Here is a 24,217-nt window from a genome sequence, read left to right as displayed (position 1 = left end):
GCTCAAGGCAGGCCGGCATCAGCCGCGAGCGCGGCCGACACGAATTCGTCCGGCAGGTCCGACGACAGCGGCGGATGGCTGGGGGGATGGACGTTGCCGGCGATTTGTCGGAGGGTGTCCATGACGTGTACTCCGCCATCGGCGAGAAACCGCACCAACCCGGCTTTCGCGCATTGGGCTGCTACCCCGGTGAGCAGGCTTCCAGCCTCTTCGCTACGGCCGGATGCGGCGAGGCAGCCGGCCAGCAGCCTGCGGGCCCGTAGCTCAGCCCGGTGGCGTTCGCTGCCCGCAAGTCGCTCCGCCCACTCTCCGGCCCACCGGCATGCGAGCTCGGTATTCGCCAGGGATCCGGTTCGCACCAATCGCGTGATGGCCGCCTCCTCCCGGTTCTGCGCGATAACCTCGTCGAGACCGGACACCTGCTCCGCACGTTCGGCGTAGGTGAGATCTGCAGTTTGCGAGGCATCTGAGGATGGTAGGACGAGATCCAGGCGCGCCGATTCGTTGACGATGGAGCTGTAGAGCCTCGGCAGTTGCATCTGCATGGAGAATCGTGCTCCCTCGTCCAGTCGTGCAACGGCCGCTGACCGGTCGCCGTGTATCACTTTGATTCGGGCTCCGACGACGTACCGGGCAATCTTCAAGTCGACAGCGCCCGCGTGTGGTCCGAGGTCGTATCCGTCGTCGAGTAGTCGCTCGGCCTCGGCGGTGTGTCCCTGTTCGTACAGAACTTCACCGAGGAGCCCGCCGGCTAACCGAGCGGTGTAGGAGCGTCGACCATCCACTTGCTGAGCGATCTTCATCGCGGTGCGGAAACTCGCTTCCGCCAGCTTCACATCCAGTTGCTCGAAGGCCGCTATACCCACCCAGCAGTGTCCGTGTACCGAGTTGTACGGTCCGTTGTTCCGCTGGTGATACGCTGCGGCCCAGTGCTGAAGGGCATAGGCGGCGCGGTAGTCCGCCCGACAGATCTTGGCGAACGTCGCAACGTTCGCTGCGACGGATACGACCCACGGCCGGAAGTCATCGGGACGATCGAGACACGGACGCACCAAGTCGTCGATTCGCGAGGCTCGGTCTGCACGCAATTCCACGACCGCTCTGATCACCGAGGCTTCGGCACGCAGCGCGGGGGTCTCCGACGCGCTGAGGTGGGTGAGCGCGGTATCGACGCGGTCAAGTGCCTGCAGAGCGGGGCCGGGGTTGTAGAGCAGGATGTTCGACCACGCGGCGGCGAGTTGCAGCCGCGGATTGGACATTGTGCTGTCTGTCGGCAGCTTGTCGACAAGTCCACGCAACGTCGACATCTGCGAATGCTCGAGCAGATACGTCCCGTCGCGTTCGACCAGTTTCACTGCACCGGCCGTATCGCCGGCACGCAGTGCGTGATCGACTGCTTCGCTGAGAAAGCGGTGCTCGGCGAACCAGGTGGATGCGGATCGATGCAACTGCGCCGATCGCCCGGGGAACTCGGTGTCGAGTCGGCCACGCAGGAATTCTGCGAACATGTGGTGGTATCTGAACCAGTGCCCTTCGTCGTCGACTCGGCGCAAGAAAAGGTCACGCGCTTCGATCAGCTCGAGCATCGCCTGACCGCGTCGCACATCGGTCAGGGTCGAGGCCAGGTCGGCGCAGATGCGGTCGGGGATGGCGGTGGCCAGTAAGAATGCGCGCGTATCCGTATCGACGGAGTCGAGGACGTTCTCGGCGAGGAAATCACCGATCGCGTGGTGGCGGCCCGAGAGGTGTGCAATGAACTGGGCAGGGTCCGCGGACGAGCGCAGAGAAATCGACGCCAGCTGTATGGCGGCGGCCCAGCCGTCGGTCGACCTCGCCAGATCGGCGATGTCCTCTGTTGCCAGGTCCAGTCCCGAGGCTTCCATGAGGAAGCTGCGTGTTTCTTCTTCGTCGAATCGCAATACTGCCGAATCGATCTCGACTAGTTCGTTGCGAACGCGCATCCGGCTCATCGGCAGTCCAGTTTGCGTGCGACTGGTCACGATGATCTGGACGTGGTGGCAACCGTTGTCCAGTAGGTACGTCAGCGTAGCCACACTCGAGGGATCCGAGACCCGATGCCAGTCGTCGAGGACGAGAGCCAGGTGTTGGTCTTGATCGTGCAGTGTGTTGATCAACGTTGTCAGCACGTGTGGGCACGCGCGGTCACCGTGTGCTTCGAAGGTGTCACGTAATTCGGTCGCCAAGGCCGGCAACGCGGTGGTGATGGCTTCGATGAGATGTGCGAGAAACCAGAGAGGATTGTCGTCGTCTCGGTCGATGGTCAGCCATGCGGTGGCAATGCCCTCGTCGGCGAGCTGATGGAGCCACTGTCCCGCTGCGGTGCTCTTTCCGTAGCCGGTGGGTGCGTGGATGACGGTCAGGCGTCGCCGTCGATCGGTGTGAAGGGCCTGCATCAGACGGTCCCGGGTGATCAGCGTACGGCTCGGTGGTGGGGGTCGGAATCTGGTGGCGGGTGTTGGGGGTGCCGAGTACCGGCCGGAGGGCATCGGGGTCCGTGAGTGCGGTGCCGGGAATCCGAATCCGAACGCTGGTGAAGCGTAGTCCGGAGCGGCACCTGAGTCTGTCGCGCTCCCTTCGGCGTTGTGGTGGGCGCGGCGTAATTGGTCGGCGAAGTCGGCTGCCGTGCAGGGACGATTGCCGCGATCGCGTGCCATCGCGTGCTCGATCACAGTGCAGACCTCCTCCGGAATCTCTCCATACCAGTCGCGTAGCAGGGAGCCGCTCGGATTGGTGATGCGCCGAAACTGGTCGATCAGAGACTCTCCGCGGCGCCGCTCGAAGGCCGCGTGCCCGGTGAGCGCGCAGAACAGAGTGGCTCCGAGGCTATAGAGATCGCTCGCCGGGCTGGGGGGACGCCCGAGTAACACGTCGGGGTCGGTGTAGGCGGGTGACCCGGTGACGACACCGGCCGCGGTCTCGAACCCGCCGGCGATGCGCGCGATGCCGAAATCTGTCAGCTGCGGCTCTCCGTAGGTGTCGATCAAGATGTTCGCGGGTTTGACGTCTCGGTGCAGGATGGATTGCTGGTGGGCAGTCTCGAGCGCGTCGGCCACCTTGATACCGAGGTGTAGGACACGGGGCCAGGGGATCGGACCCGACTCGATCAGCGACTGAAGGGAGCCCGGCTCGTGGTACTGCATGACGAGGTACGGGTGACCGGCACCCGTCGTCCCGACGCGATAGATGGTGACGATGTTGGGGTGCCCGGATAAGCGTCCCATTGCTCTTTGCTCACGGAGAAAGCGATCCACGCCTTCCGGGTCGTGATAGGTCGTGAGCACCTTGATCGCTACGACGCGATCGAGAGCCCGCTCTTCGCAGCGATAAACCACACCGAAGCCGCCCCGTCCGATCTCGGTGGCGCCCTCGAATCCCTCCGCAGCCAGCTCCGTGGCGATGGCTGCAGTCTGGTCGCGCTGCGTTGCCCCCGGATCGGTCTCGGCCACCTACGACCTCGAACCGGCACCTGGTGCCTTGAATCGGCTCATCACCCACCTCGCGCCTACTGAATCAAGGATAATCTGGTAGCCGACCGAACCGGCCCTGAACGCGTCGATACACGCTCGATGACCGCGATGGTGGCTGAGGAGGGGTCAAGCAGAATTCGCGGCCTCGTCCGCGGCACTACCCGTCATCCCCCACCCTGTGTGGGCGGGTGCGGAGCATCGAATCGAGGGCCGTAACCGTGTCAATCGTTACTGGGAGAACGATGGCGCTCCCAGTACCGCATCTCTGAAGGACCGACGACCTGTCATCGAAGCCTGTGTGAACCTCGCCCCCGTCTCCCGCAGCACGATGGCCCTGTCGGCTCCGACCTCGTTGGCGTCGTCGATGGCGGCAGTCGAGCCAGACGCGTACAGCCACCGTGCGGTGCAAGATCGCGGTCAGTGCGTTTGCCGGGTAATAGCGGTGGCACGGCACGGGACCGCCGCGAGGGACCAGGTGGCCGTCAACTGCGAACGTTCACCTCGAGCAGCTGCCGCGGTGACCTGCGCTTCGATCCGGTCCATGCCGACCTCGGTCGGGTGGCAGAGAGGGACTGTTCGGTCGCTCTGCTGCCCGTGGGGCACGCGGACGGGATCTCGCGTGCGCTGGGCCGCAGTATGCCGGTGCTGCTGGGCGGTAGGTGGCGCCCTCTGATCGGGCTGGTGTGCATGGATCGGATTGTGGTCTACCTCGGGACGGACACCGATGTCACGGAAGGAGATCGTGCGGTGTTGTTCGAGGAACTGAGGGCACCACCGGGGGCGCGCCTCGGTGGGCTCGCGCGTTCGGGACGACCCCCGCCGAGATCCTCGGCGGACTGCGTAGTCGGATCGAGTGGCGTTATATCATTGGCGCGCAGCATATTTCCGGTTCAGAGTGCCGCGGGTGCGCTGTCCACCGAGCGGACGGGACAGCACACCCGCGGAAATTGTCGTGAGTGCCGGTCAGTTAACGTGTCGCACCGAGCCGGTGTTCCCGGTCGGTATCGGCCGGTCGCTGCCCGGCATCGTCGATCGCACATGGTCTCCTGCTGAGCGCGATCGTCGAGACGGCCCCAGCCACGCTCCAGAGTGCGAGCCAGGTGCAGATCAGCCAGGTGGAGTGCGTCCAGCTATAGAACAGCGTCGCCATGAAGGGGGCGGTGCCGCCGATGACGCTGACCGACAGCGCCTGACTCAACGCGACGCCGCTGAACCGGACATCGGCATTGAATCGTTCCGCGAGGAAGGCCGGCTGCGGGGCTTGCAGTGCCGAATGCACCACCGCCAGCATGAAGGTGATACCCAAGAACGCGGCCCAGCCCGATCCGGTGTTCATCAGCGCGAACAGCACGAACCCTCCGAACAGGGCGGTGACGCACCCGGCGAGAAGGACAGTACGGCGTGAGAACCGGTCACTCAGATGACCGGATACCGGGAGACTGATCAAGTAAACGATCGATGCGGCGAGCAGTGCATTGAGCATCGTGGTACGGCTGATATCCAAGATGGTGGTGCCGTAGGAGACGGCATAGGTGGAAACCAGATAGAACAGGATGCCTCCGGGAGCAATGACGCCCGCGGCCCATGCGACGTCCCGCCATTGACTGCGCAGTAGTGTGCGCACCGGGGTGCTTTGCTGGGCCGATGCCGTCTGCAGTTCGGTGAAGTCCGGGGTTTCCTCGACGCCGAGGCGAATGAACATCGAGATGGCGAAGAGTCCGGCGCTGAGCAGGAACGGAATCCGCCATCCCCACGTTTCGAAAGCGTCGCCGGAGATGTGGTCACTGACGGTGACGGCGATGGTCGACAACAGGAGTCCACCGGGCACCCCCATCTGGACGGTGCTGCCATACAGCCCGCGCCGGCGCGGGGGTGAATGCTCGACGAGCATCAGTGCAGCTCCACCCCACTCTCCGCCCATCGCGATGCCTTGCACGAAACGGAGAGTGACCAGCAGGAGCGGTGCAAGCCAGCCGACTTGCTCAAATGTCGGAAGTATGCCGATCAGAACCGTTGCGGTGCCCATCATCAACAGCGAGACCACGAGCGTCTTGCGCCGGCCGACCTTGTCACCCATTCCGCCGAAGAGCACGCTGCCCAATGGCCTCGCCAGGAATCCCACCGCGAAAGTCGCGAAGGAGGCGAGGGTCCCCGCCAGTGGGCTGTATGACGGGAAGAACAGGGGTCCGAACACGAGGGCTGCGGCGGTGCCGTACAGGAAGAAGTCGTAGTACTCGAGTGCGGTGCCGGCGAATCCTGCTGCAGTAACACGAAGCATCTTTGCGGTGGAGCGTTTTTCACGCACGCTCATGATGGTTCCTCCAGAGAGAACAGTAATGTGAGGAAGCGGCAACCGTGGCGTAGTGCACGGTTTCCGGGAGTCGGGCAACGTTCACGCGGACTGTCCTCCGTCGATCATGATCGGCACCGGTGACGACGATGCTCGACGGGAGACCAGGTAGTCCACGGATGCTCGATGACTGTCCGGCCGGATCTACCAACGCGGTAGGGCATCGAGGAAGGTCGTCAGCGCGGTTGTCACGGCATCGGGGCCTTCTTCAGTCACCAAGTGACCCGCGCCTGGGATTCGGGCAAAGGCCGATCCCGGTATCCGGGCATGCATCCGTTCGGCAGCTGCAATGTCGATGCCGTTGTCGTCCTCACCGTGCACGATGAGGGTCGGGATCTCTATCTCCGGCAGGCGGGAAAGGCGTTCGTGTTTGCCGATCCACGAGTTGTATTCGCCCCACACCGACCGCGATGGTCTGGTCCGCCACTTGCGCACCCACGAATCGACCAAATCGGGACGGTTCGCGATGGCCTGCGGGCCGAAAATGATGGGAACAAAGGTTTGTGCGAAGCTTTCGGAGATGGGGGCTTCGCTCTTCATGGGTCGGAATACATCGGCGAACCGAGCCTTCTCCTCGCTGGTATAGGCGTCAGCCATCGTGTCCATCAGGACCAGCCCGGCCAGCCGTTCAGGGTGCTTCAGGGCCAGTTCGATCGCCATGAAACCGCCCACGGACATTCCCACCAGTACGAATCGGTCGATTCCTGCTCGGGCGGCCACCTCCAGGCAATCGGAGACCAGCGAGTCGAGGTCGTAGTCGGTGGCATATTCCGATGTTCCGGCCCTGCTGGTGTAGGCGATGGTTCGGTAGCGATCGGCCAGAGCAGCGGTTTGCTCGGTGTACATGGTCCGATCCAGGAGCGTGCCGTGGGAGAAGAGCACCGCTGGTCCGTGTCCCTGGTCTACAACGTCGAAAACCTTCATCGGCTCTTCCCTTTCATGTCATTGGGCCTGAGGCGGAGGGCCGAGGCTCGGGGAGGTTGTGTTCGACAACGGCGGCGAAATCCTCCGGATCGCTCGGAATGTGCGGGGGAGCATGTCAGTGCAGCAGGTCTTCGAGGTTGGAGTTGAGCGCCTTCGGTCGCGGAACCAGCCACAGACCGATCAGCGCGATCAGCGGCAGTACGGCACCAAAGACGATGACCAGTACATTCCAGCTGTAGACGGTCAGCAATGGAGCGACGATGAGCGCAAGAGTTCCGTAGCTGGCCCACAACATGCCAGAACCCCATGCTCCACCCGTGCCACGAATACGGGTGGGAAAGGCTTCTTGCAAGAAGTTCGAGGATCCGCCCCATAGCCCGATGGTGATCAAGACGTAGACGACGAACCAGGGCAAGATCGTCGACGGTGTGGCCAGGTACACCATGAAGATGGCGCAGACAGATCCGAGCACTCCGACGGACGTGAGGGTGTAGTGGGCGCCTTTGCCCCGCGTGAGGAAACTGGCGGCGAGGATGGTGACGATACCGAGCCAGTTTGCCCAGGTTATTGCGCGGTTGGCCTCGAGAAACGAGATGTCCTTCGCCTGCAGGAAGCTCAGTCCGAAATAGGACATGATGGCGTATTGGGGCACGATGAAGAGGAAGAACAGGGTTACTCCGATGGTGCGGCGACGCATATCCGCTGCCCACAGCTGAGCGAGCACACTTTTCTCCGTCTTGGCGACATCAACGTGGAACTTGCTCGCCCCCGTCCGACGGGCATGCTGGAGGTCCTGGAAGTGCGGTGTTTCCTTGATGACGAAGAAGACCGCGATACCGAAGGCCAAGGGGAGTACGCCGACGATCCAGAACACCGCCCGCCATCCCATGCTGGCTGCGATGTGTTCGGAGAAGAAGGCCGATGTTCCGAATCCGATGGCCCACCCCACTGGTACGGTCCCGGTCATCCATCCCCGGTGCTTCGCAGGTACTGACTCGGCAATGAGCACGGTGGCCAGTCCCCACGAAACGTACCCGACTGTTGCGATCGACCGCATTACACCGAATGACACAGTGTTCCAGGAGAATCCAGCAAGAATCGTGAACGCAGAGCAGATTGCGATAGCTGCGACGAAGAGTGGCTTACGACCGAAGCGGTCCGTCAACGGGCCGATGAGGAACATGGCGATGACGCCGCAAGTGAAGAATCCGGCCGCATAGATGTACCCGACGGCATTGTCGGAGAACCCCAGACTCTGCTGGATGAGGGGATAGCTCGTGGGGAAAATCGCGGCGTCGGCGGCGATGGTCGCGTAGCCGAGCACCCCGAGCACCATGACAGCCCAGTGGTAGGGCCTCAGACGGTTGCTCTCCGCGGAAAGTGGAGTGGATGGGCGTTCGCGCAAACCATCGTCGATGGCTGTTTCTGACATCGGGGCTCCTGGGGACATCGAGGAGGAGGGGATCACGCAGTGGCGTGCGCCACACAGTCTGCGGTTTTTTGCATCATTTATCAAGTGTGCAGCCACGAGGGGAGTCGGGAGTGGCACGTATGACCGCTCTGAACTGGTACTTTTACCGACAGGACGGTGCGGCTAGGGTTCAGGTCGACGAACATCCCCCGGATATTTGATACAAGTTACCTGCTCCTACGGGGAAGGAAGGTGGGGGAGTGCCGACACCCCGGCCGATCGCTGTCACTCGCGGAACGAGACCGATCTCGGCGCAGCGGATGGTCCGTCCTCCACCGTGCCATGAGGGGCCCGGCATTCAGACGGGCTGGATGACCGGCAGCCCGACGCGCGGCTCTTCACATCCGTGGTCAGCTCACCGCGTTTCTTCCCACGTCGATGGCGCGGGCCCTGGACGCGCTGGACATCATCGAACGGTCGAGAGCGCAAGTTACGCGCGCGTACACGGGCCGAAGCCATCGCGCTGGGGTGGATGCAGCAGCAACTCGACCTGCCGAGTTTCGGACGCACTCGCCCGCCAGGTCACCGGCCGGTTCACCGTCTCAGCCCGGCCGGTGACCTGCGCCGTCTTCCGACGTGTCTGTTCGCCGTCCTCAGTCGTCGTCGGCGAGGATGCCGTCGCGCTTGAGCTTGGCTATCACGTACTCGCCCTCGAACTGAACATGTTCGCGCGACGCAGCCTCCGCTGCTGCCCCGTCCCCACGCTTCAAGGCGTCGAGCATTTTCTGGTGACTCCGAGTGGCTTCGGGACTCGCGCCGGGCGGTGCCTCGTACACGGCCCGTGGCAGGTTCTTGGCCAGCTGCCGCAGCACCGACAACAGGCGCCGGCTGCCACCCGTCTGGTTGATGAGGGCGTGAAACTCCCAGTTCAGATTATGAAGCACGTCAGGATCGTCGCTGTTCTGCATGAGTTCGTGTAGCTCCTGCAACCGGGCAAGCGTTGGCTGGGTGATACGGGACGCGGCGCGTCGTGACGCGAGCCCCTGCACCATTCCGTAGATTCGGTAGTGATCGTCGATGTCCTCGCGCCGGATGGGGACAACATAAGAACCGCGATGCGGCTCGGAGTCGATCAATCCTTCGGCCTCGAGAGTGATGAGCGCTTCCCGAACCGGCAGACGACTGACGCCGAGATCTTTGGCGATTTGGTCCTGCGGCACTCGCTGTCCCCGAATCAGAGACCCGTCGAAGATCATATTCTTGATGTAGTCGACGACCTGACCACTCATGTTTCGTCGCGCCACCTGCGGACGAGCGTCCTCACGCCGGCCACCGTTCTGTGCAGCACGAATCGGTAGATCGATTCCGGCGTCAGACGCAGTCATCTCGACTCCTAATTTGATCAATCATCAACACGGGCTAGTGTACGTGATCCGTAGGGGGCACCGCTGACGCATCGCCGCGTGCAACACGCCGCCGCACGCCAATCGTCCCCCAAGTAGCGCATCGACGGCTCTGAACAGCGGGTTTGTGCAGTTCGTCGGCCGACCGCTTCTCCTGGCCCGGTACTTCGCTGTCCGCGGCGCCGGGGCCGGACTCGACTTCGAGGCCACGCGGGCGTAACGTGAGTCACATCTGATGTATCACATATCCAATCTGAGAGGCATGATGACACCCATCGCATCGACCGATCACCTTCTCTCCTCGGCTGTCGTCAACCGCCTGAAGACCGCCCCGCACGTCTTCATCGATGGCGGACAGCGCGCAGCGCGCACCGGCGAGGAGATTCCCGTCTTCGACCCGGCAACCGGGCGCCAGATCGCGGTTGCGGCTTCCGGAGGAGTGGACGACGTCGCCGACGCGGTCGACGCGGCCCGGCGCGCGTTTGCCGAGTCGGCCCCGTGGCGGCAGATGAGCCCCCTCGACCGCGGACGCATCCTCCACCGGATCGGCGATCTGATCTACCAGCACGCCGATGACTTCGCTCAGCTCGAGGTCCTCGATGCAGGGAAGGTCCTCGGCGCAGCACGAAACATCGATGTCGAGTTCGCCGCGCGGGCGTTTCACTACTACGCCGGCTGGCCCACCAAGATCGTCGGTTCGACCGTCCCGGTATCTCATCCGAGTATCCACGTGCGCACCGAACGCGAACCGGTCGGAGTGGTGGGCGCGATCACCGCATGGAACTTCCCACTTCTGCTGTGCGGATGGAAGATCGGCCCCGCACTTGCCTCCGGGTGCACGATGGTCCTCAAGCCTTCCGAAGAAACGCCCCTGTCGGCGTTGTGGCTGGCGGAACTCGCCGGCGAGGCCGGACTGCCCCCCGGCGTGCTCAACGTCGTTCCCGGCACCGGCGGGACCGCTGGTCAAGCCTTGGTTGCCCATCCTGGGGTCGACAAGCTCACATTCACCGGCTCGACGAAGGTCGGCAAGCACATCGCTCGCCAAGCCGCGGCCGACGTCAAACGGGTGACACTCGAACTTGGTGGCAAGTCCGCCAACATCATCCTGCCCGACGCCGACGTGACGGAGGCGGTGACCGGTTCTGCGGGCGGCATCTTCTGGCACTCCGGTCAAACCTGCAGCGCACCATCACGATTGTTCGTACACAGAGACATCCATGACGAGGTCGTCGAGCAACTCACCGCGATCGCCGGGCAGTTGAGGATCGGACATGGACTCGACGAGGGTGTCGATTTCGGCCCTTTGGTCAACAATGCGCAACTCGAGCGCGTCCGGGGATACGTCGAACGTGCAAAAATCAAGGGCGCCAAGGTCTATCAGGCTGCGCAGGTTCCCGGCGATCTGACCGGGCACTTCCACCCTCCGACGATCATCGCCAATGCGACCGACGACATGGAATGCGCACGTGAGGAGATCTTCGGTCCGGTTGTCGTCGTTCTCGCCTTCGACCACATCGACGAGGTCATCGAGCGGGCGAATGCCGGCGACTACGGCTTGGCCGCGGGTATCTGGACGACGAATGTGAATACCGTCCAGACGATGACGCGCAGACTGCAGGCCGGGACCGTCTACGTCAACGGCTGGGGGCTGACCGATCCAGCAGCTCCGTTCGGCGGGTTCCACCAGTCGGGCTACGGCCGTGACCTGGGCCCGGACAGCCTCGACGGATATCTGGAAACCAAGTCCGTATGGACCATGCACAGCTGAGAAAATCCTTCGAACGACGATCGGAAGAACCATGAAGACACGCGCCGCCGTACTGACCGCACCCCACGCCCCGTTCGAAATCATGGAACTGGACATCGACGATCCCGGGCCCGGGGAGGTCATGCTGCGAATGTCCGCGGCTGGACTGTGCCACTCGGATCTGCACATGATGGACGGAGATCTGTCGGTGCGCTATCCGATGGTGGGAGGGCACGAAGCCGCGGGCATCGTCGAGAAGATCGGCCCAGGCGTGAAGAAGGTCGCTGTCGGAGACCACGTGGTCTGCAGCTTCACCCCGAGTTGTGGCATCTGCCGGTACTGCTCGACCGGGCACCAGAATCTCTGCGATGCCGGATCGACAATTCTCCAAGGCAGCATGCCGGACGGCACCTTCCGCCTACACAAGGACGGCACCGACTACAGCGCCTTCTGTATGCTCGGCGCCTTCTCGGAACTCGCGACCGTGTCCGAGTACTCGGTCGTGAAGGTCGACGACTGGCTTCCCCTCGACTCTGCAGTGCTCGTTGGGTGCGGCGTCCCGACCGGATGGGGCACCGCCGTCAATGCCGGCAACGTTCGCCCCGGTGACACCACCGTGATCTACGGCATCGGCGGATTGGGCGTCAATGCGGTTCAGGGTGCGGTGCACGCCGGAGCGAAGTACATCGTCTGTGTTGACCCCGTCGAATTCAAGCGAGACACCGCGCTCAAATTCGGAGCGACTCACGTCTTTTCCAACGCCGAGGAAGCACATGCGAAGGTCGATGAACTCACCTGGGGCCAGGGTGCCGATCAGGCCCTCGTGCTGATCGGCACCATGGACGAGGAAACCATCACCGCAGCATTCAAGGTGATCGGGAAGGGCTCGACGGTCGTGGTCACGGGCGTGTCCAATGCCGCCAACCTCACCGTCCACGTGTCGGGCCAGGAAATGGTGTTCATGGAGAAGACCATCAAGGGCACTCTGTTCGGTTCGTCGAACCCGCAGTACGACATCGTCCGGCTATTGCGACTCTACGATGCAGGACAGCTCAAACTCGACGAACTCATCACCACCCGTTACAAGCTCGCCGAGATCAACCAGGGCTATCAGGACCTGCGAGACGGTAAGAACATCCGCGGAATCATCGACTTCTCACTCTGAGCGCTTCTACCGCGGCCGCTTGGGGCTTCCGGTCTCTTCACAAGGGACCGGAAGGTCGCCGTGGCATGCTCGCACATCCGGTGAACTCACTCTTAGCCCAATGCCTCAGCAGCACAAAGGTATACGGTACAACCCTCACGTCCGCCCTCTTGCGAAAACACCGCGGGCATGTCACAGTGAATTTGTCCGTACGTATCATTTATCAAATCGGGAGTTGTAGTGCAGACGCACCGTCACGCAGATCGCGCCGCACTTCGCGCGGCCACCGCAGTGGTTGGGGTCGGCACGACCGAATTCGGCAATTTCCCGGGTTCCTCCGCCGACGATTTGGGCTTGACCGCCCTCGAGGCTGCACTCGCCGATGCCGGACTCACCACGCGCGACCTCGACGGCTTGATCGTGAACCGGGTGAGTAGTTACGAGGTGGTGGCCTCGCGGATGGGAATTGAACCCCGCTGGTCGGCGCAGCTGCCGGCGGAGGGACGCATGACCGGCGTCGCCATCCAGATGGCGGTGCTGGCCATCGCTACCGGAGTGGCCTCCACCGTCGCGCTGGTGTACGGCAACAACGGGCGCTCGGGTGGGCACACCTATGGAGGCGGCGGCGCGAGCGCCAGCGCGGCCGCCGAGGGATACGGCACCAACCCGGCGTTGACCCTGCCGTATGGGATGACCTCGCCCGGAGCCTTCTACGCGATGATGTTCCAGCGGCACTGTGCGCAGTACGGCACCACCGCCGAACAACTGGCGCAGGTTGCGGTCACCCTGCGAGAGCACGCATCGCGGAATCCGCAAGCCGTATTCAAAGATCCCATCTCACACAAGATCTACCTCGAGTCCCGTTTCATCGTCGAACCGCTGAAGATCTACGACTACTGCCTGATCAACGACGGCGGCGTGGCCATGATTCTCACCTCAGCGGACCGGGCCCGCGACTGCGCTCAACCACCCGTTCACGTCCTGGGGTTCGGACAACAAGGGCAGCTGCGCAACTCCGATTTCCCGCCGGACGACTTCTGGCGCGAGGCAATCGGCACCGCCGGGCAACAAGCGTATGCAATGGCCGATTGCACTCGGGCCGACGTGGACGTCCTGATGGCATACGACAACTTCAGCCCCAATGTGCTCTTTACCTTGGAGGGCCTCGGATTCTGCGCTCCCGGCGAGTCCGGAGCATGGATCCAGGACGGCCGCATCGGACTGCGCGGTGAACTGCCGATCAACACTTCCGGCGGACATCTGTCGGAAAGCTACATGCAAGGGTGGGGGCTGAACGTCGAGGCCATCCGCCAGTTGAGGAAAACGTGCGGCGACCGCCAGGTGCACGATGCGACCATCGCTCAGTACCTGTGCGCCGCTCCCGTGGTGACCTCGGTCGTGTACGGAGCACAGGCATGAACCCCCGCTATTCGTTGACCGCCCACCTCGAAGGACTGGCCCGGCACGAGCTGTTGATCAGCGCATGCGCAGCCTGCGAAAACCATCAGTTTCCCCCGAAAGCGGCCTGCACTCGCTGCGGAAACACGGAAAGCCCGCAGTGGACCACGGTGAGCGGTGAGGGCCGGTTGTGGTCCTACGCCGCCTTCCACAGGACTTACCTGACCGACTTCTACCTGCCGAGCCCGTACGTCGTCGCGGTCATCGAACTCGACGAGGGCGCCAGGATCTACGGCAACGTCGTCGGCGCGCCGATGTCCTCTCTCCGGATCGGGCAGCGAGTCCGCGCCGACTTCACCACCATCGACGACGGAGAGTCGCACCTGATCTTCGTCGCAGCCGACAAGGAAGGCACATGACCGACACAGCCCCCTCCCTCGGCCCGCTCCGTGGACTGCGCGTCGTCGAGATTGCCGCACTCGGGTCGGCACCGTTCGCCGCGATGATGCTCGCCGACGCCGGCGCGGAAGTTCTGCGCATCAACCGGCCCGGGCAGCACACCGACGACCCCGGCATCCTCGGCCGGGGACGGACCGCACTGAGCCTCGATCTGAAGGACCTACACGATCGCGACCGTGCTCTGGAGGCCATCGACCACGCCGACGTACTCATCGAAGGATTCCGGCCGGGCGTGATGGAACGGCTGGGGCTCGGACCCGGCACCTGCCTGAACCGCAACCCGGCCTTGATCTACGCCCGAATGACCGGCTGGGGGCAGGACGGACCACTCGCCGCTACCGCTGGGCACGATATCAACTACCTGGCCCTGACCGGTGCCCTCCGGTCCATCGCCCGCCAGGGCGAAGTCCCTGTTCCGCCACTGAACCTCGTCGGCGATTACGGCGGCGGCGGGATGCTGCTGGTCACCGGAATCCTCGCCGCACTCTACGAGCGGGTATCCAGCGGTACCGGCCAGGTCGTCGACGCCGCAATGATCGACGGAACCAGCCTGCTCATGAGCGGTATCTGGAACCGTAAGGCCACCGGGAACTGGTCGGGCGAACCCGGCACGAACAGCATCGACAGTGGTTCGCACTTCTACAACGTCTACCGGACCGCGGACGACGCCTTCATGGCCGTGGGCAGCATCGAGCCGCAGTTCTACCAGCGACTGCTCCTCGGTCTCGGGCTCGCCGACGCCGACCTACCGGCACAGCACGACCGGGCGCAGTGGCCCGCCATGAAGGACCTGTTTGCGCGAATCTTCCGGATGAAAACGCGCGCAGAATGGACACTGGTCTTCGCCGAACTCGACGCGTGCGTATCCCCCGTTCTCGCGCTCGACGAGGCGGTGACCGATCCGCATATGCAGTTTCGGAACACCCTCGTCCGTGGTGATCGCGTCGAGCCGGCGCCCGCTCCTCGCTACAGCAGAACACCGGGCACCGCCGGTGGCCGCGGCGAGAACACAGAGCCAGCCGAGACCCTGATGACCCGTTGGGCGTCGACCGTCCGCGCGGCACCGGCGACAATCAGAACAGGACAGCACTGATGGCGGCAACGACAATTATCAGCAGAACAGTCCACGACGGCCTGACACTCGGGAAGAACATCGGTTTCACCGAGGGGCCCGTATGGACCACAGACGGCCGATTGTTCGTCACGAGCGTCAGTCGAGGCGCGCTGTACGAGATCTTCCTCGACGGGCGCCCGGCTGTGGCAGTCGCCGAAACCGGTGGTGGACCCAATGGCATGACGCTCGGCTGCGACGGGCGACTGTGGATCACCCAGAATGGTGGCGGCGCGATGCCCACCCGATCACAGGTGCCGGTCTCGCCGTCCATCCAGGTCTGGGATCACCGGGCGGCCGCCGCGCCGAGCACCATCTTCAACGGAAGGGTTCACGCTCCGTCGGATTGTACGTTCGGACCGGACGGCGCCCTCTGGTTCACCGACCCGAACGGCCACGGCTTCGGCAGCGCAGCCCTGCCGGGGCGCGTCTGGAGGTACGACCCCGCGGCCGATCACGCCTCAGTCGTTCTCGACGACGTCTTCTTTCCCAACGGCATCGCGTTCGGGCCCGACCCGGAACACCTGTATGTCGCCGAGACCGCTCGTGATCGGGTACGCCGCTATGTGGTCACAGCACACAGCGCGACCGTCGATCATGACTTCCCGCAAATCACCGTCTCGACCCCCGACGGCATCACCATCGACGCTCAGGGCGGTCTGTGGGTAGCAGGCAGCAAATCGGGAAAGGTCACCTACTTCGACTCGACCGGCCAGATGTGTGAGCAGTTGGCGATCGGTGTAGGAACGATGCCCACCAGCGTCTGCTTCGCCGGCGACGCGCTCGACCGTCTGATCGTCACCGTTGCCAAGGGCGGGCGCGTACTCGCCTTCCCTGTCGAAACCTCCGGCTTACCCACCCCGCCTGCTTCTCCGGCCCCACCCGATTCGTCGCCTGCACACCGCGAGGAACTCCAATGACCGCATCAGCTCCTGCCGCTCGCACCTGGGGGGCCCTGCTGCACGAAATGGCCGACCGCTTCCCCACCCGGGCCGCGATCTCGTTCGAAGGGACGGCCACCACCTTCGCCGAACTCGATCACAGGGTCAGCCAATGGTCGAAGGCGCTGCTGGCCATGGGAATCGGCCGTGGTGACTCGATCGCAATACTGGCCGGAAACCGCCCCGAATGGTTGTACACCGCGATGGCCGGGGCGCGGATAGGCGCAGTTGTCGTGCCCATCAACACCTGGTACAAGACCGATGAGCTCGCGTACGCGCTCGACCACGGTGACGTGAAGGTCCTGCTGTTCTTCGATCGGCTTCGCGATACGGACTACGTTCCCATCGTCGCGGGCACCGTCGCGGCGGTCACCGAGGCACCCGGCCCCGACGGCATACTCCATGACACGAAACTGCCGGCCTTGCACCACGTCGTCGAGCTCGGGCAGCACCGCCTCCCGGCTGCCGTATCGCTCCGTCAGTTCCTCGGCTGCGGAGAACAGATCAGCGACGACGCGCTGGCCGATGCGGAAGCCGCAGTCGAGCCGGACGACCTCGCGTACCTGATCTATACCAGCGGCAGCACGGCGCGACCGAAATGTGTCGCGCTCGAACATCACCACGCCATCGTCAACACCTTCAACATCGGCGAACGGCAGGCGCTCGACGAACACGACCGGTCGTTCCTCGCGACACCGCTGTTCTACGGACTCGGTGTCATCCAGGCCCTCGGCGCGACCTGGACCCACGGCGCCTGTGTGGTTCTCATGGAGGTGTACGAACCGGGCCGAGCCCTCGAACTGCTCGAACGTGAGCGCTGCACCGCGTACTACGGGCTCGGAAACATGACCCGAAGCCTCGTCGACCATCCCGACTGCGCTCGCCGCCAACTCAGCCTTCGCAAGGGTGTCCTCGGCCTGAGCAAGGCGGACCGTCGACTCGCCCGCACCGAACTCGGGCTGACCCTGGGCACCAGCATTTATGGATTGACCGAGTCCTACGGGTTGTGCGCGCTGACCGATGCCCACGACCCCGTCGAGCGGGCCGAGGACACCATCGGGCGTCCCCTCCCCGACTGGGACATCCGCATCGCCGACCCGGATACCGACGAGCCCGTACCGACCGGTGAAATCGGACAGATCCTGATCCGCGGCCACGTCATGCGGGGCTACTACAAAGATCCCGACCGCAATCGCGAGGTCATGACACCCGACGGCTTCTTCCGCACCGGTGACCTCGGATACATGGACGAGCACGGATACCTGCACTTCCACTCCCGGCTCTCGGAGATGATGAAGCCCGGCGGCATCAACGTCAGCCCACTCGAAGTGGAACTTCTGGTAGGGGAGATCGCCGGCGTCCGCGAAGTGCATGCCGTGGGCATTCCCGACATCGCGCGCGGGGAGGCGATCGTTGTCTTCGTCGACGCCGACCGAGACGACGTCACCCTCGACCGGATCCAGGACCACGTCCGCAGCAGAGCCGCCAAGTACAAGGCCCCGCACCATGTGATCTACGGAACCAGTGCCAGTTTCCCGCGGGTCGCGAGCGGCAAGGTACCCAAGGCCCGCCTGCGCGAACTTGCGCTCACCGAACTCGGGCTCGACGCCGCCGGGATGCCCACCCCGGCGGTTGACACTCCGCTCTCCGACCACTGACGCAGATGGACTCTCACGTGAATATCGACATCCCCGAGGAAGAACAACTCCTCGTCCAGACCGTCCGCGACTTCATCGACCGCGATGTGAAGCCAGTCGTACACGAGATGGAACACCAGAACGAGTACCCCGAGGAATTCATCGAACAGATGAAGAAGATCGGCATCTACGGACTGGCCATTCCCGAGCAGTTCGGGGGCGCTCCGGTTTCGATGCCGTGCTACGTCCAGGTCACCGAGGAGCTCTCGCGCGGCTGGATGAGCTTGGCCGGCGCCATGGGCGGTCACACCGTCGTCGCGAAACTGCTCACCACCTTCGGAACCCCCGACCAGAAGGCCACCTACCTTCCTCGGATGGCCACCGGCGAACTGCGCGCGACCATGGCCCTGACCGAACCCGGCGGCGGATCCGACCTCCAGGCGATGCGTACCCATGCACGCCTCGAACGGGACGAATACCTCGTCAACGGTTCGAAGACCTGGATCAGCAATGCGCGCCGCTCCGGCCTCATCGCCCTGCTCTGCAAGACCGACCCCCAGGCCACCCCGACGCACAAGGGCATCTCCATCCTGCTCGTCGAGCACGGCCCCGGACTGACCGTCTCGCGTGACCTCCCCAAGCTCGGATACAAGGGCGTCGAGAGCTGCGAGCTCTCCTTCGACAACTTCCGAGTTCCCTCTTCGGCCGTGCTCGGCGGCGCCGAGGGCCACGGCTTCGCCCAGATGATGAAGGGCCTCGAGACCGGCCGGATCCAGGTCGCCTCCCGCGCCCTCGGGGTCGGCCGCGCCGCGCTCGAAGACGCGCTGCAATACGCACAGGATCGGCAGTCGTTCGGCAAGCCGATCTGGAAGCATCAGGCAATCGGTCACCAACTTGCGGACATGGCAACCAAACTCACTGCCGCGCGTCAGCTGACCATGTTTGCCGCCAGTCGATTCGACGCCGGACTCCGATGTGACATGGAGGCGGGAATGGCGAAATTGTTCGCCTCCGAGACCGCGATGGAGGTCGCGCTGTCCGCGCTGCGCATTCACGGCGGATACGGCTACTCGACCGAGTACGACATCGAGCGGTACTTCCGCGACGCCCCCTTGATGATCGTCGGCGAGGGTACGAATGAAATTCAGAAGAACATCATTGCAGCGCAGCTGGTCCAGAGAGGCGGAATGTAGCCCATGACTTCCACGGGTTCACCACTGAGAAGCGACGTTGTCAGCTTGGAGCCCCAGGGCCTCAAGGGTATCGCCTGCCGGGCGTGCAGCCGGCGTTCGTTCCCGGAGCGGCCGCTGTGCCCCATTTGCGGCGCCGACGCCGTCGACAACGTCCTGCTGGCCGACCGAGGTCGAGTCACCAGCTGGACCATCGTTCACCAGGCCCCGCCCCCGTTACAGACGCCCTACACCTTGGTGACCGTCGATCTCGACGACGGTGTCCGGTTGTTGGGCGCGGCGACAGGCACCGTCGCGATCGACGACGAAGTTGCCGTCGAGTTGTTTACGTTGAAGACCGATTCCTCCGGAGAACCACTGTGGTGGTACCGATTCCGGGGCACCGAGGAGAACCGATGAGCGAGACCTACATCGCCGGCGCCGGCATGGTGCGATTCGGCAAATACCCCGTCGACATCACGTTCGAGAAACTCGCCGTCGGCGCTGCCCGCGAAGCGATGTCCGACGCGGGCGTGACCACCAAGGATATCGAATCCGTCTACGTCGGGCACGTGTTCGGCGGCCCGGTCGCCGGCCAACGCGTCGCGGCGCAGATGGGTCTTGGCGGGCTTCCCGTCTCCAACCACGAAAATTACTGCGCCAGCGGGGCGACCGCGATCCGCGAAGCGTGGATCGCGATCAAGGCCGGGCTGTATGACATCGTCTTGGTCATCGGTGCGGAGAAGATGACCGACCGTGTCTCCGGCGGCGTCATGCCCGACCCCACGGACCTCGATGCCATCAACGGCCTGGTCATGGCCGCCAATCATGGAATGAGTGCGCGGCGGTATATGTCCGACCACGGTGCCACTCGCGAGCAGATCGCCGCGGTGGCCGTGAAGAATCACGCCCACTCGGTGCACAACCCGTTCGCTCAATACCAGCGACCGATCAGTTTGCAGGAAGTTCTCGACGCCCGCACCATCGCCGAGCCACTGGGACTTCTCGATTGCAGTCCCATCAGCGACGGTGCCGCCGCAGTGGTTCTGTGCAGTGCGGCCGGTCTCGCCAGACTAGGGCGTTCATCAGCTCCGCGTATCGCCGGCTGCGCCCTGGTCAGCGGCAAAATCGTCACTGCCGACACCAACCTCAACGACGAGGACGTCTCTCGTCGAGCGGGTGAACAGGCGTGGAACATAACCGGATACGGGCCGGAAGACATCGACCTGGTGGAGATGCACGACTGCTTCACCATCGCCGAGATCGTGCGCCTGGAAGGCCTCGGCGTCGTCCCGGTCGGTGAGGGTGGGCGATGGACAGAGAGCGGTAACACCTCGATCGGGGGCAAACTTCCCGTCAACGCCAGCGGCGGCCTCCTCAGCCGTGGACACCCGGTGGGGGCCACCGGCGTCGCGCAGATCTGCGAGCTCACCTGGCAACTCACCCACCGAGCCGGTAGACGGCAAGTCGACGAAGTGAACGTCGGGCTCGCCTATTGCAAGGGAGGCACCGTCAGCGGCACCGACGGTGGCTCGGTCACAGTCCTGCTGGTGACGCGATGACTGCCTCCACGGTCACTACAATCGACCTCACCGATCCCGCGAACCCCGCCGACGTAGCCGCCTCCCCGGTAGTGGTGCTCGTCTTCCGCGGCGCAGACGGTGATCAGACGCTCGACACCGCAGACCTCGAGCATGCGGTGGCACATCCGCTGCTGTCCGCGTTCTCCGCCGTTCAGCATCACTGGCCGTCGATAACCGAAACACACGGTCGCGGTCGGGTGGTCGTCCTCGCCCCCGCGTCTGCGGCCCTGGGGGATCCGCTCAGACCATTGGATTGCGCGGTTACGGGGGCTCTGATCAGCTTCGTCCGGTCGGTCGCGATCGAGTTGCAGCGGCACGGCGGTGCCGCGAACGCGATCTTCTTCGACACCGACCCCAACGAACCGGCCGTTACCGAGCTGATCGCCACGGTGACCGCTGAGCATGCCACTGCGGTGACCGGCCAAGAACTCTACGCCGCCAATGGCGCCGACCTCGGGAGGCTGCACCCATGAACCCCGACCACCAGCAATCCACGCCGCGTGCTCGTGTCGCCTTCATCACCGGCGCTGCGGGCGGCATCGGACGGGGTATCGCCGAACACCTGGCCGAACTCGGATACAGCCTAGGGCTGTCGGACATCTCCGAAGATGCGCTGCAAACCGTAGCGAACGACATCGCCGACGCAACCGGTGTAGCTGTGTCGGCCCGAGCCGCAGACCTCGCCGACCGGCAGTCCATACAAGCCGCCGTCGATGCCACCGTCGCCGATCTCGGTGGACTCGACGTTCTGGTGAACTGCGCGGGAATTCTCAAGGACGCCCGCATCGAGAAAATGGACCCCGCGGTTTTCCGCCAGGTCATCGAGGTCAATCTGATCGGGATGCTGACCACCACCGCTGCAGCTCTGCCGGCGCTGCGCTGCTCTGGAAGTGGCCGGATCATCTCGTTGACTTCGCGTGCCTGGCTGGGCAACTTCGGCTCCACCAACTATGCCGCCTCCAAGGGGGGGATCGCCGGCGTGAGTAGAAGCCTGTCGTTGTCCCTGGCGCCCGACGGCATCACCGTCAACTGCATTGCACCCGGGTTCATCGAAACACCGATGTCGAATTCGATGCCCGCCCACATCCTCGATCGGGTCCGGCACTCCATCCCGGTCGGCCGGGTAGGACGGCCCATCGATGTGGCCCGCGCGGTTGCCTTCCTCGGCGACGCCAACGCCGGTTACGTGACCGGACAGAGCATTCCGGTATGCGGGGGTCGAAGCATCAGCGGCTCGATCAGAAAGGACACCGTCTCCGCGTAACGAGAAGACCCGTCCGGACATTGCGCAGAAGACCGCCCTTTCAGCTGAAGTCAAAACACCACGAAAGGGTCAGCATGCCTTCCAATCCCGTTTACGCGAATCCGAACGATCTTACGAACAAGGTCGTCGCCCCGCTGGTAGCCGATGTCACCGATGACTGTCGCACCGCGCCCGTCCGCGGACCGCGATCCATACGGAATCTTGACGCTCGCGGCCGATGTCCTGACGAATTCTCTACACCCCGGGTCCGGCGTCCCTGCGGCGCAGCGCCCGCGGGTCCCGACGCCGGAACGGCACGAGTCCGGCGGCATCACCATCTCGTCGCGGCGCCGCCAGGAACGCCACGGCCAGGGCGGCGGACACGGCGGCCGGCACGAGCGCCGGGGGGTGCAGATGCTGCAGCGGGACGAGCAGCGCCGCCGTCGCCGCTGCCGGAAGTGCGATCGCCGACAGGACGGCGGGCGCGGCGGGCAGCGGCTGCGGCCGGGGGCGAGCGGTGTGCAGGCGCCGGTGCAGCACCAGGTCGGCGGTGGCGCACAGCTCGGTCAACTCGGCTCGTGCCCCGTCGATCTCCGCGCTCGCCCGGTGCGCGAGCAGCGAGCGCAACCGCGTCGGCGCGATCCGTCCCGGCGCGTCGTCGGGGGGAGCGCACAGCAGCGCCACCTCGACCAGGCGCGCACGCACGTCGGCCACCTCGTCGAGCGCGGTGAGGAGCTGCGCACGGTCGTGTGAGCGGTGGGTGCGCAGGTGCCCGAGCAGCCGGCGCCGATCGGTGTGCAGGTGTGCCCGGGCGCCGACCCAGCAGATCAGGTGGTAGAGCATCTCGCGGGTGCCGTCCCCAAGGTAACCGTGACGGTCTGCGGCGCCGAGATCGACCAGCATCGCACGGGCGTCGTCGCGGACGCCCAGCCGCGCCCCGGCCCGCACCGGCGCATCGGCCAACGGTTCCGGATGCCAGATGCGCAACCGTCCGGATGCCCGCGACACCCCGTCGGCGAGGGTGCCGGAGCGGGGAGGTCCGACGAGCCGGCGCACCGCATCGGACCCGTCCCCGGCGACCTCCACGACCAGTCCCTCGACGGTGCGCTCGGCCGCAAGCGGACGAGCGGTGCGAACGACCACCTCGCGGAGCGGGCGGTACACCGCGGGGTCGGGCAGCCGGGTGTCGAGCCGGGGGAACACGTCGACCAGGCCGGCATCGGCGGTCACCCGGAACGGCGCCAGAAATGCGTCGAGCGCACGACGGAATCCGGTGTCGGCACCGTCGAAGAGGGGATCGCTGTGCCAGGTCAGCACGGTGCCGGGCGCCTCGGCGGTCAACTCCTCGCACACCAGCACCAGTCCGCCGCCGGGCACCTCCCACAGGGACGCACACGCGCCGGGCGCGCCGACACGGGTCCGGCCGGGCGCCGACGGTGGAGTGTCCGCCGCCGGATGCCGGACCGGTCCGAAGGCGACGGGGCCGTCGCCGGGGTCCGTGAGGTGCCGGAACGCCAGCAGGCTCGGTGCCCGCTCGACGTGATCGGCACCGGGGGCGTCGGCTATGCGTGCCGGGAGGAACGGCTCCGTGCCGGCAACGGCGGGAACGGCGGGAGGAAGCCTGCTCGCTGCGACGTCCAGCGGCAGGAACATCACCTTCAGCACCCCGGCCCGAGCCGGGGACGGCATCGGTTCGGCATGCATGGCAACAACATCGGTATACCGGCGCGGCATCTGATTCTTCGCTTTCGGCACGGTGACGAGGTCGGCGCCTCCGGCGCGAAGCGCTCCGCCCCGGCCCGGGGACGCAGCTCCCGGGCCGGGACGGAGGGATCCGGGAGGGTCAGCCCGCGGCGGTGGCGTCCTCGAGTTCCGTCACGCGAGTCAACGCCTCACGCAGTCCCCGGCGGAACCCGCGGGTGTGCTCGGCGCGGGCGAGTGTCTCCAGATCATTTTCCAGGTTCGCTCGAATTCTCCCGAGCGCGTGCTGTGCCGTGTTCATGGGAGATGCGATTCTCTCGTCGTTTTTCTGATGGTGGCAGGCAGTGCGGAATGGCGAGCCAATTCGTCGAGGACGTACAGTCGCGCGGTCCGAATTCCCCGGTGATATCCCGGAAGGAATTCGTCCCCGGGGTCCACGAGGGCGATCTCGATTCCGAGCTGCGCGTAGAGTCTCTCGAGAACTGTTGTTGTGAAATCCATTTCGTTC

The 24,217-nt window shown here is 64.6% G+C and carries 20 protein-coding genes; 13 read left to right on the top strand and 7 right to left on the bottom strand.

Annotation, left to right across the window (positions count from 1 at the left end; translation table 11 throughout):
* Positions 1 to 2: 2 nt before the first annotated feature.
* Positions 3 to 3,467 carry a serine/threonine-protein kinase gene (locus JYA75_RS03940; RefSeq protein WP_203329723.1) on the bottom strand — a complete coding sequence of 1,155 codons (3,465 nt, stop codon included), beginning with the start codon at positions 3,465 to 3,467 and terminating at the stop codon, positions 3 to 5.
* A 441-nt stretch (positions 3,468 to 3,908) separates the two neighbouring features.
* Between JYA75_RS03940 and JYA75_RS28705 the strand changes: the two genes are divergently transcribed.
* A complete protein-coding gene (locus tag JYA75_RS28705; protein WP_338109676.1) occupies positions 3,909 to 4,541 on the top strand; it encodes an alanine racemase C-terminal domain-containing protein in 633 nt (210 codons plus the stop codon).
* Here JYA75_RS28705 and JYA75_RS03930 read toward each other — a convergent pair.
* From JYA75_RS03930 to JYA75_RS03915, 4 genes are all read right to left on the bottom strand, one after another.
* Positions 4,456 to 5,799, bottom strand: coding sequence for an MFS transporter (locus tag JYA75_RS03930; RefSeq protein WP_185713385.1), 1,344 nt, complete (start codon positions 5,797 to 5,799; stop codon positions 4,456 to 4,458). The two genes, JYA75_RS28705 and JYA75_RS03930, sit on opposite strands and share 86 nt — an antisense overlap.
* A gap of 183 nt (positions 5,800 to 5,982) precedes the next feature.
* Positions 5,983 to 6,762 (bottom strand): alpha/beta hydrolase, encoded by a 780-nt coding sequence (locus tag JYA75_RS03925; RefSeq protein ID WP_185713386.1) that lies wholly within the window; start codon positions 6,760 to 6,762, stop codon positions 5,983 to 5,985.
* A gap of 115 nt (positions 6,763 to 6,877) precedes the next feature.
* Positions 6,878 to 8,194, bottom strand: coding sequence for an MFS transporter (locus JYA75_RS03920; protein WP_185713387.1), 1,317 nt, complete (start codon positions 8,192 to 8,194; stop codon positions 6,878 to 6,880).
* 632 nt (positions 8,195 to 8,826) lie between these two features.
* Positions 8,827 to 9,558, bottom strand: coding sequence for a GntR family transcriptional regulator (locus JYA75_RS03915; protein ID WP_006931474.1), 732 nt, complete (start codon positions 9,556 to 9,558; stop codon positions 8,827 to 8,829).
* 280 nt (positions 9,559 to 9,838) lie between these two features.
* Here JYA75_RS03915 and JYA75_RS03910 point away from each other — a divergent pair, with 280 nt between their 5' ends.
* The 12 genes from JYA75_RS03910 to JYA75_RS03855 all read left to right on the top strand — a co-directional run bounded on the left by JYA75_RS03910 (position 9,839) and on the right by JYA75_RS03855 (position 22,029).
* Entirely contained in the window at positions 9,839 to 11,344 is a 1,506-nt protein-coding gene (locus JYA75_RS03910) for an aldehyde dehydrogenase family protein (protein WP_185713388.1), read from the top strand.
* A gap of 31 nt (positions 11,345 to 11,375) precedes the next feature.
* A complete protein-coding gene (locus tag JYA75_RS03905) occupies positions 11,376 to 12,488 on the top strand; it encodes an NDMA-dependent alcohol dehydrogenase (protein ID WP_185713389.1) in 1,113 nt (370 codons plus the stop codon).
* A 219-nt stretch (positions 12,489 to 12,707) separates the two neighbouring features.
* Positions 12,708 to 13,886: a thiolase family protein gene (locus JYA75_RS03900; protein WP_168578851.1), complete on the top strand. Its 1,179-nt coding sequence runs from the start codon at positions 12,708 to 12,710 to the stop codon at positions 13,884 to 13,886.
* Positions 13,883 to 14,284: a Zn-ribbon domain-containing OB-fold protein gene (locus JYA75_RS03895; protein WP_081636920.1), complete on the top strand. Its 402-nt coding sequence runs from the start codon at positions 13,883 to 13,885 to the stop codon at positions 14,282 to 14,284. Before JYA75_RS03900 ends, JYA75_RS03895 begins: the two co-directional genes overlap by 4 nt.
* Positions 14,281 to 15,417 carry a CaiB/BaiF CoA-transferase family protein gene (locus JYA75_RS03890; protein ID WP_050034295.1) on the top strand — a complete coding sequence of 379 codons (1,137 nt, stop codon included), beginning with the start codon at positions 14,281 to 14,283 and terminating at the stop codon, positions 15,415 to 15,417. Before JYA75_RS03895 ends, JYA75_RS03890 begins: the two co-directional genes overlap by 4 nt.
* Positions 15,417 to 16,355 (top strand): SMP-30/gluconolactonase/LRE family protein, encoded by a 939-nt coding sequence (locus tag JYA75_RS03885; RefSeq protein WP_185713390.1) that lies wholly within the window; start codon positions 15,417 to 15,419, stop codon positions 16,353 to 16,355. Before JYA75_RS03890 ends, JYA75_RS03885 begins: the two co-directional genes overlap by 1 nt.
* Complete coding sequence (locus tag JYA75_RS03880) at positions 16,352 to 18,034, top strand: AMP-binding protein (RefSeq protein WP_168578853.1); 1,683 nt, start codon at positions 16,352 to 16,354, stop codon at positions 18,032 to 18,034. Before JYA75_RS03885 ends, JYA75_RS03880 begins: the two co-directional genes overlap by 4 nt.
* 17 nt (positions 18,035 to 18,051) lie before the next feature.
* Positions 18,052 to 19,206 carry an acyl-CoA dehydrogenase family protein gene (locus JYA75_RS03875; RefSeq protein ID WP_050034298.1) on the top strand — a complete coding sequence of 385 codons (1,155 nt, stop codon included), beginning with the start codon at positions 18,052 to 18,054 and terminating at the stop codon, positions 19,204 to 19,206.
* A gap of 45 nt (positions 19,207 to 19,251) precedes the next feature.
* The gene (locus JYA75_RS03870; RefSeq protein WP_221776156.1) at positions 19,252 to 19,602 is read left to right on the top strand and encodes an OB-fold domain-containing protein; all 351 of its coding nucleotides are present in this window, start codon (positions 19,252 to 19,254) and stop codon (positions 19,600 to 19,602) included.
* Positions 19,599 to 20,744 (top strand): thiolase family protein, encoded by a 1,146-nt coding sequence (locus tag JYA75_RS03865; protein ID WP_203329722.1) that lies wholly within the window; start codon positions 19,599 to 19,601, stop codon positions 20,742 to 20,744. The genes JYA75_RS03870 and JYA75_RS03865 overlap by 4 nt, the downstream gene beginning before the upstream one ends.
* The gene (locus tag JYA75_RS03860; protein ID WP_165039823.1) at positions 20,741 to 21,238 is read left to right on the top strand and encodes a hypothetical protein; all 498 of its coding nucleotides are present in this window, start codon (positions 20,741 to 20,743) and stop codon (positions 21,236 to 21,238) included. The genes JYA75_RS03865 and JYA75_RS03860 overlap by 4 nt, the downstream gene beginning before the upstream one ends.
* Positions 21,235 to 22,029, top strand: coding sequence for an SDR family NAD(P)-dependent oxidoreductase (locus tag JYA75_RS03855; RefSeq protein ID WP_185713391.1), 795 nt, complete (start codon positions 21,235 to 21,237; stop codon positions 22,027 to 22,029). The genes JYA75_RS03860 and JYA75_RS03855 overlap by 4 nt, the downstream gene beginning before the upstream one ends.
* A gap of 234 nt (positions 22,030 to 22,263) precedes the next feature.
* On the opposite strand, the gene JYA75_RS03850 is transcribed toward JYA75_RS03855, so the two are convergent.
* On the bottom strand, positions 22,264 to 23,712 hold the full coding sequence (locus JYA75_RS03850; protein WP_185713392.1) for a hypothetical protein: 1,449 nt from the start codon (positions 23,710 to 23,712) through the stop codon (positions 22,264 to 22,266).
* Positions 23,713 to 23,851: 139 nt separating this feature from the next.
* Positions 23,852 to 24,010, bottom strand: a complete 159-nt coding sequence (locus JYA75_RS03845; RefSeq protein ID WP_006931502.1) for a hypothetical protein — start codon at positions 24,008 to 24,010, stop codon at positions 23,852 to 23,854.
* Positions 24,011 to 24,217: the final 207 nt, after the last annotated feature.

The organism is Rhodococcus sp. PSBB066 (assembly GCF_017068255.1).
Lineage (GTDB): Bacteria > Actinomycetota > Actinomycetes > Mycobacteriales > Mycobacteriaceae > Rhodococcus > Rhodococcus aetherivorans.
Note: the sequence above shows the minus strand (reverse complement) of the source record. Positions and strands in the feature narration are given on the sequence as shown.

Excerpts from the sequence above, each read along its gene's own strand:
- JYA75_RS03905 (WP_185713389.1), top strand. The coding sequence starts at position 11,376 with ATGAAGACACGCGCCGCCGTACTGACCGCACCCCACGCCCCGTTCGAA.
- JYA75_RS03885 (WP_185713390.1), top strand. The coding sequence starts at position 15,417 with ATGGCGGCAACGACAATTATCAGCAGAACAGTCCACGACGGCCTGACA.
- JYA75_RS03930 (WP_185713385.1), bottom strand. The coding sequence starts at position 5,799 with ATGAGCGTGCGTGAAAAACGCTCCACCGCAAAGATGCTTCGTGTTACT.
- JYA75_RS03890 (WP_050034295.1), top strand. The coding sequence starts at position 14,281 with ATGACCGACACAGCCCCCTCCCTCGGCCCGCTCCGTGGACTGCGCGTC.
- JYA75_RS03925 (WP_185713386.1), bottom strand. The coding sequence starts at position 6,762 with ATGAAGGTTTTCGACGTTGTAGACCAGGGACACGGACCAGCGGTGCTC.
- JYA75_RS03880 (WP_168578853.1), top strand. The coding sequence starts at position 16,352 with ATGACCGCATCAGCTCCTGCCGCTCGCACCTGGGGGGCCCTGCTGCAC.
- JYA75_RS03845 (WP_006931502.1), bottom strand. The coding sequence starts at position 24,010 with ATGAACACGGCACAGCACGCGCTCGGGAGAATTCGAGCGAACCTGGAA.
- JYA75_RS03860 (WP_165039823.1), top strand. The coding sequence starts at position 20,741 with ATGACTGCCTCCACGGTCACTACAATCGACCTCACCGATCCCGCGAAC.
- JYA75_RS03855 (WP_185713391.1), top strand. The coding sequence starts at position 21,235 with ATGAACCCCGACCACCAGCAATCCACGCCGCGTGCTCGTGTCGCCTTC.
- JYA75_RS03910 (WP_185713388.1), top strand. The coding sequence starts at position 9,839 with ATGATGACACCCATCGCATCGACCGATCACCTTCTCTCCTCGGCTGTC.
- JYA75_RS03865 (WP_203329722.1), top strand. The coding sequence starts at position 19,599 with ATGAGCGAGACCTACATCGCCGGCGCCGGCATGGTGCGATTCGGCAAA.
- JYA75_RS03850 (WP_185713392.1), bottom strand. The coding sequence starts at position 23,712 with ATGCATGCCGAACCGATGCCGTCCCCGGCTCGGGCCGGGGTGCTGAAG.
- JYA75_RS03895 (WP_081636920.1), top strand. The coding sequence starts at position 13,883 with ATGAACCCCCGCTATTCGTTGACCGCCCACCTCGAAGGACTGGCCCGG.
- JYA75_RS03915 (WP_006931474.1), bottom strand. The coding sequence starts at position 9,558 with ATGACTGCGTCTGACGCCGGAATCGATCTACCGATTCGTGCTGCACAG.
- JYA75_RS03920 (WP_185713387.1), bottom strand. The coding sequence starts at position 8,194 with ATGTCAGAAACAGCCATCGACGATGGTTTGCGCGAACGCCCATCCACT.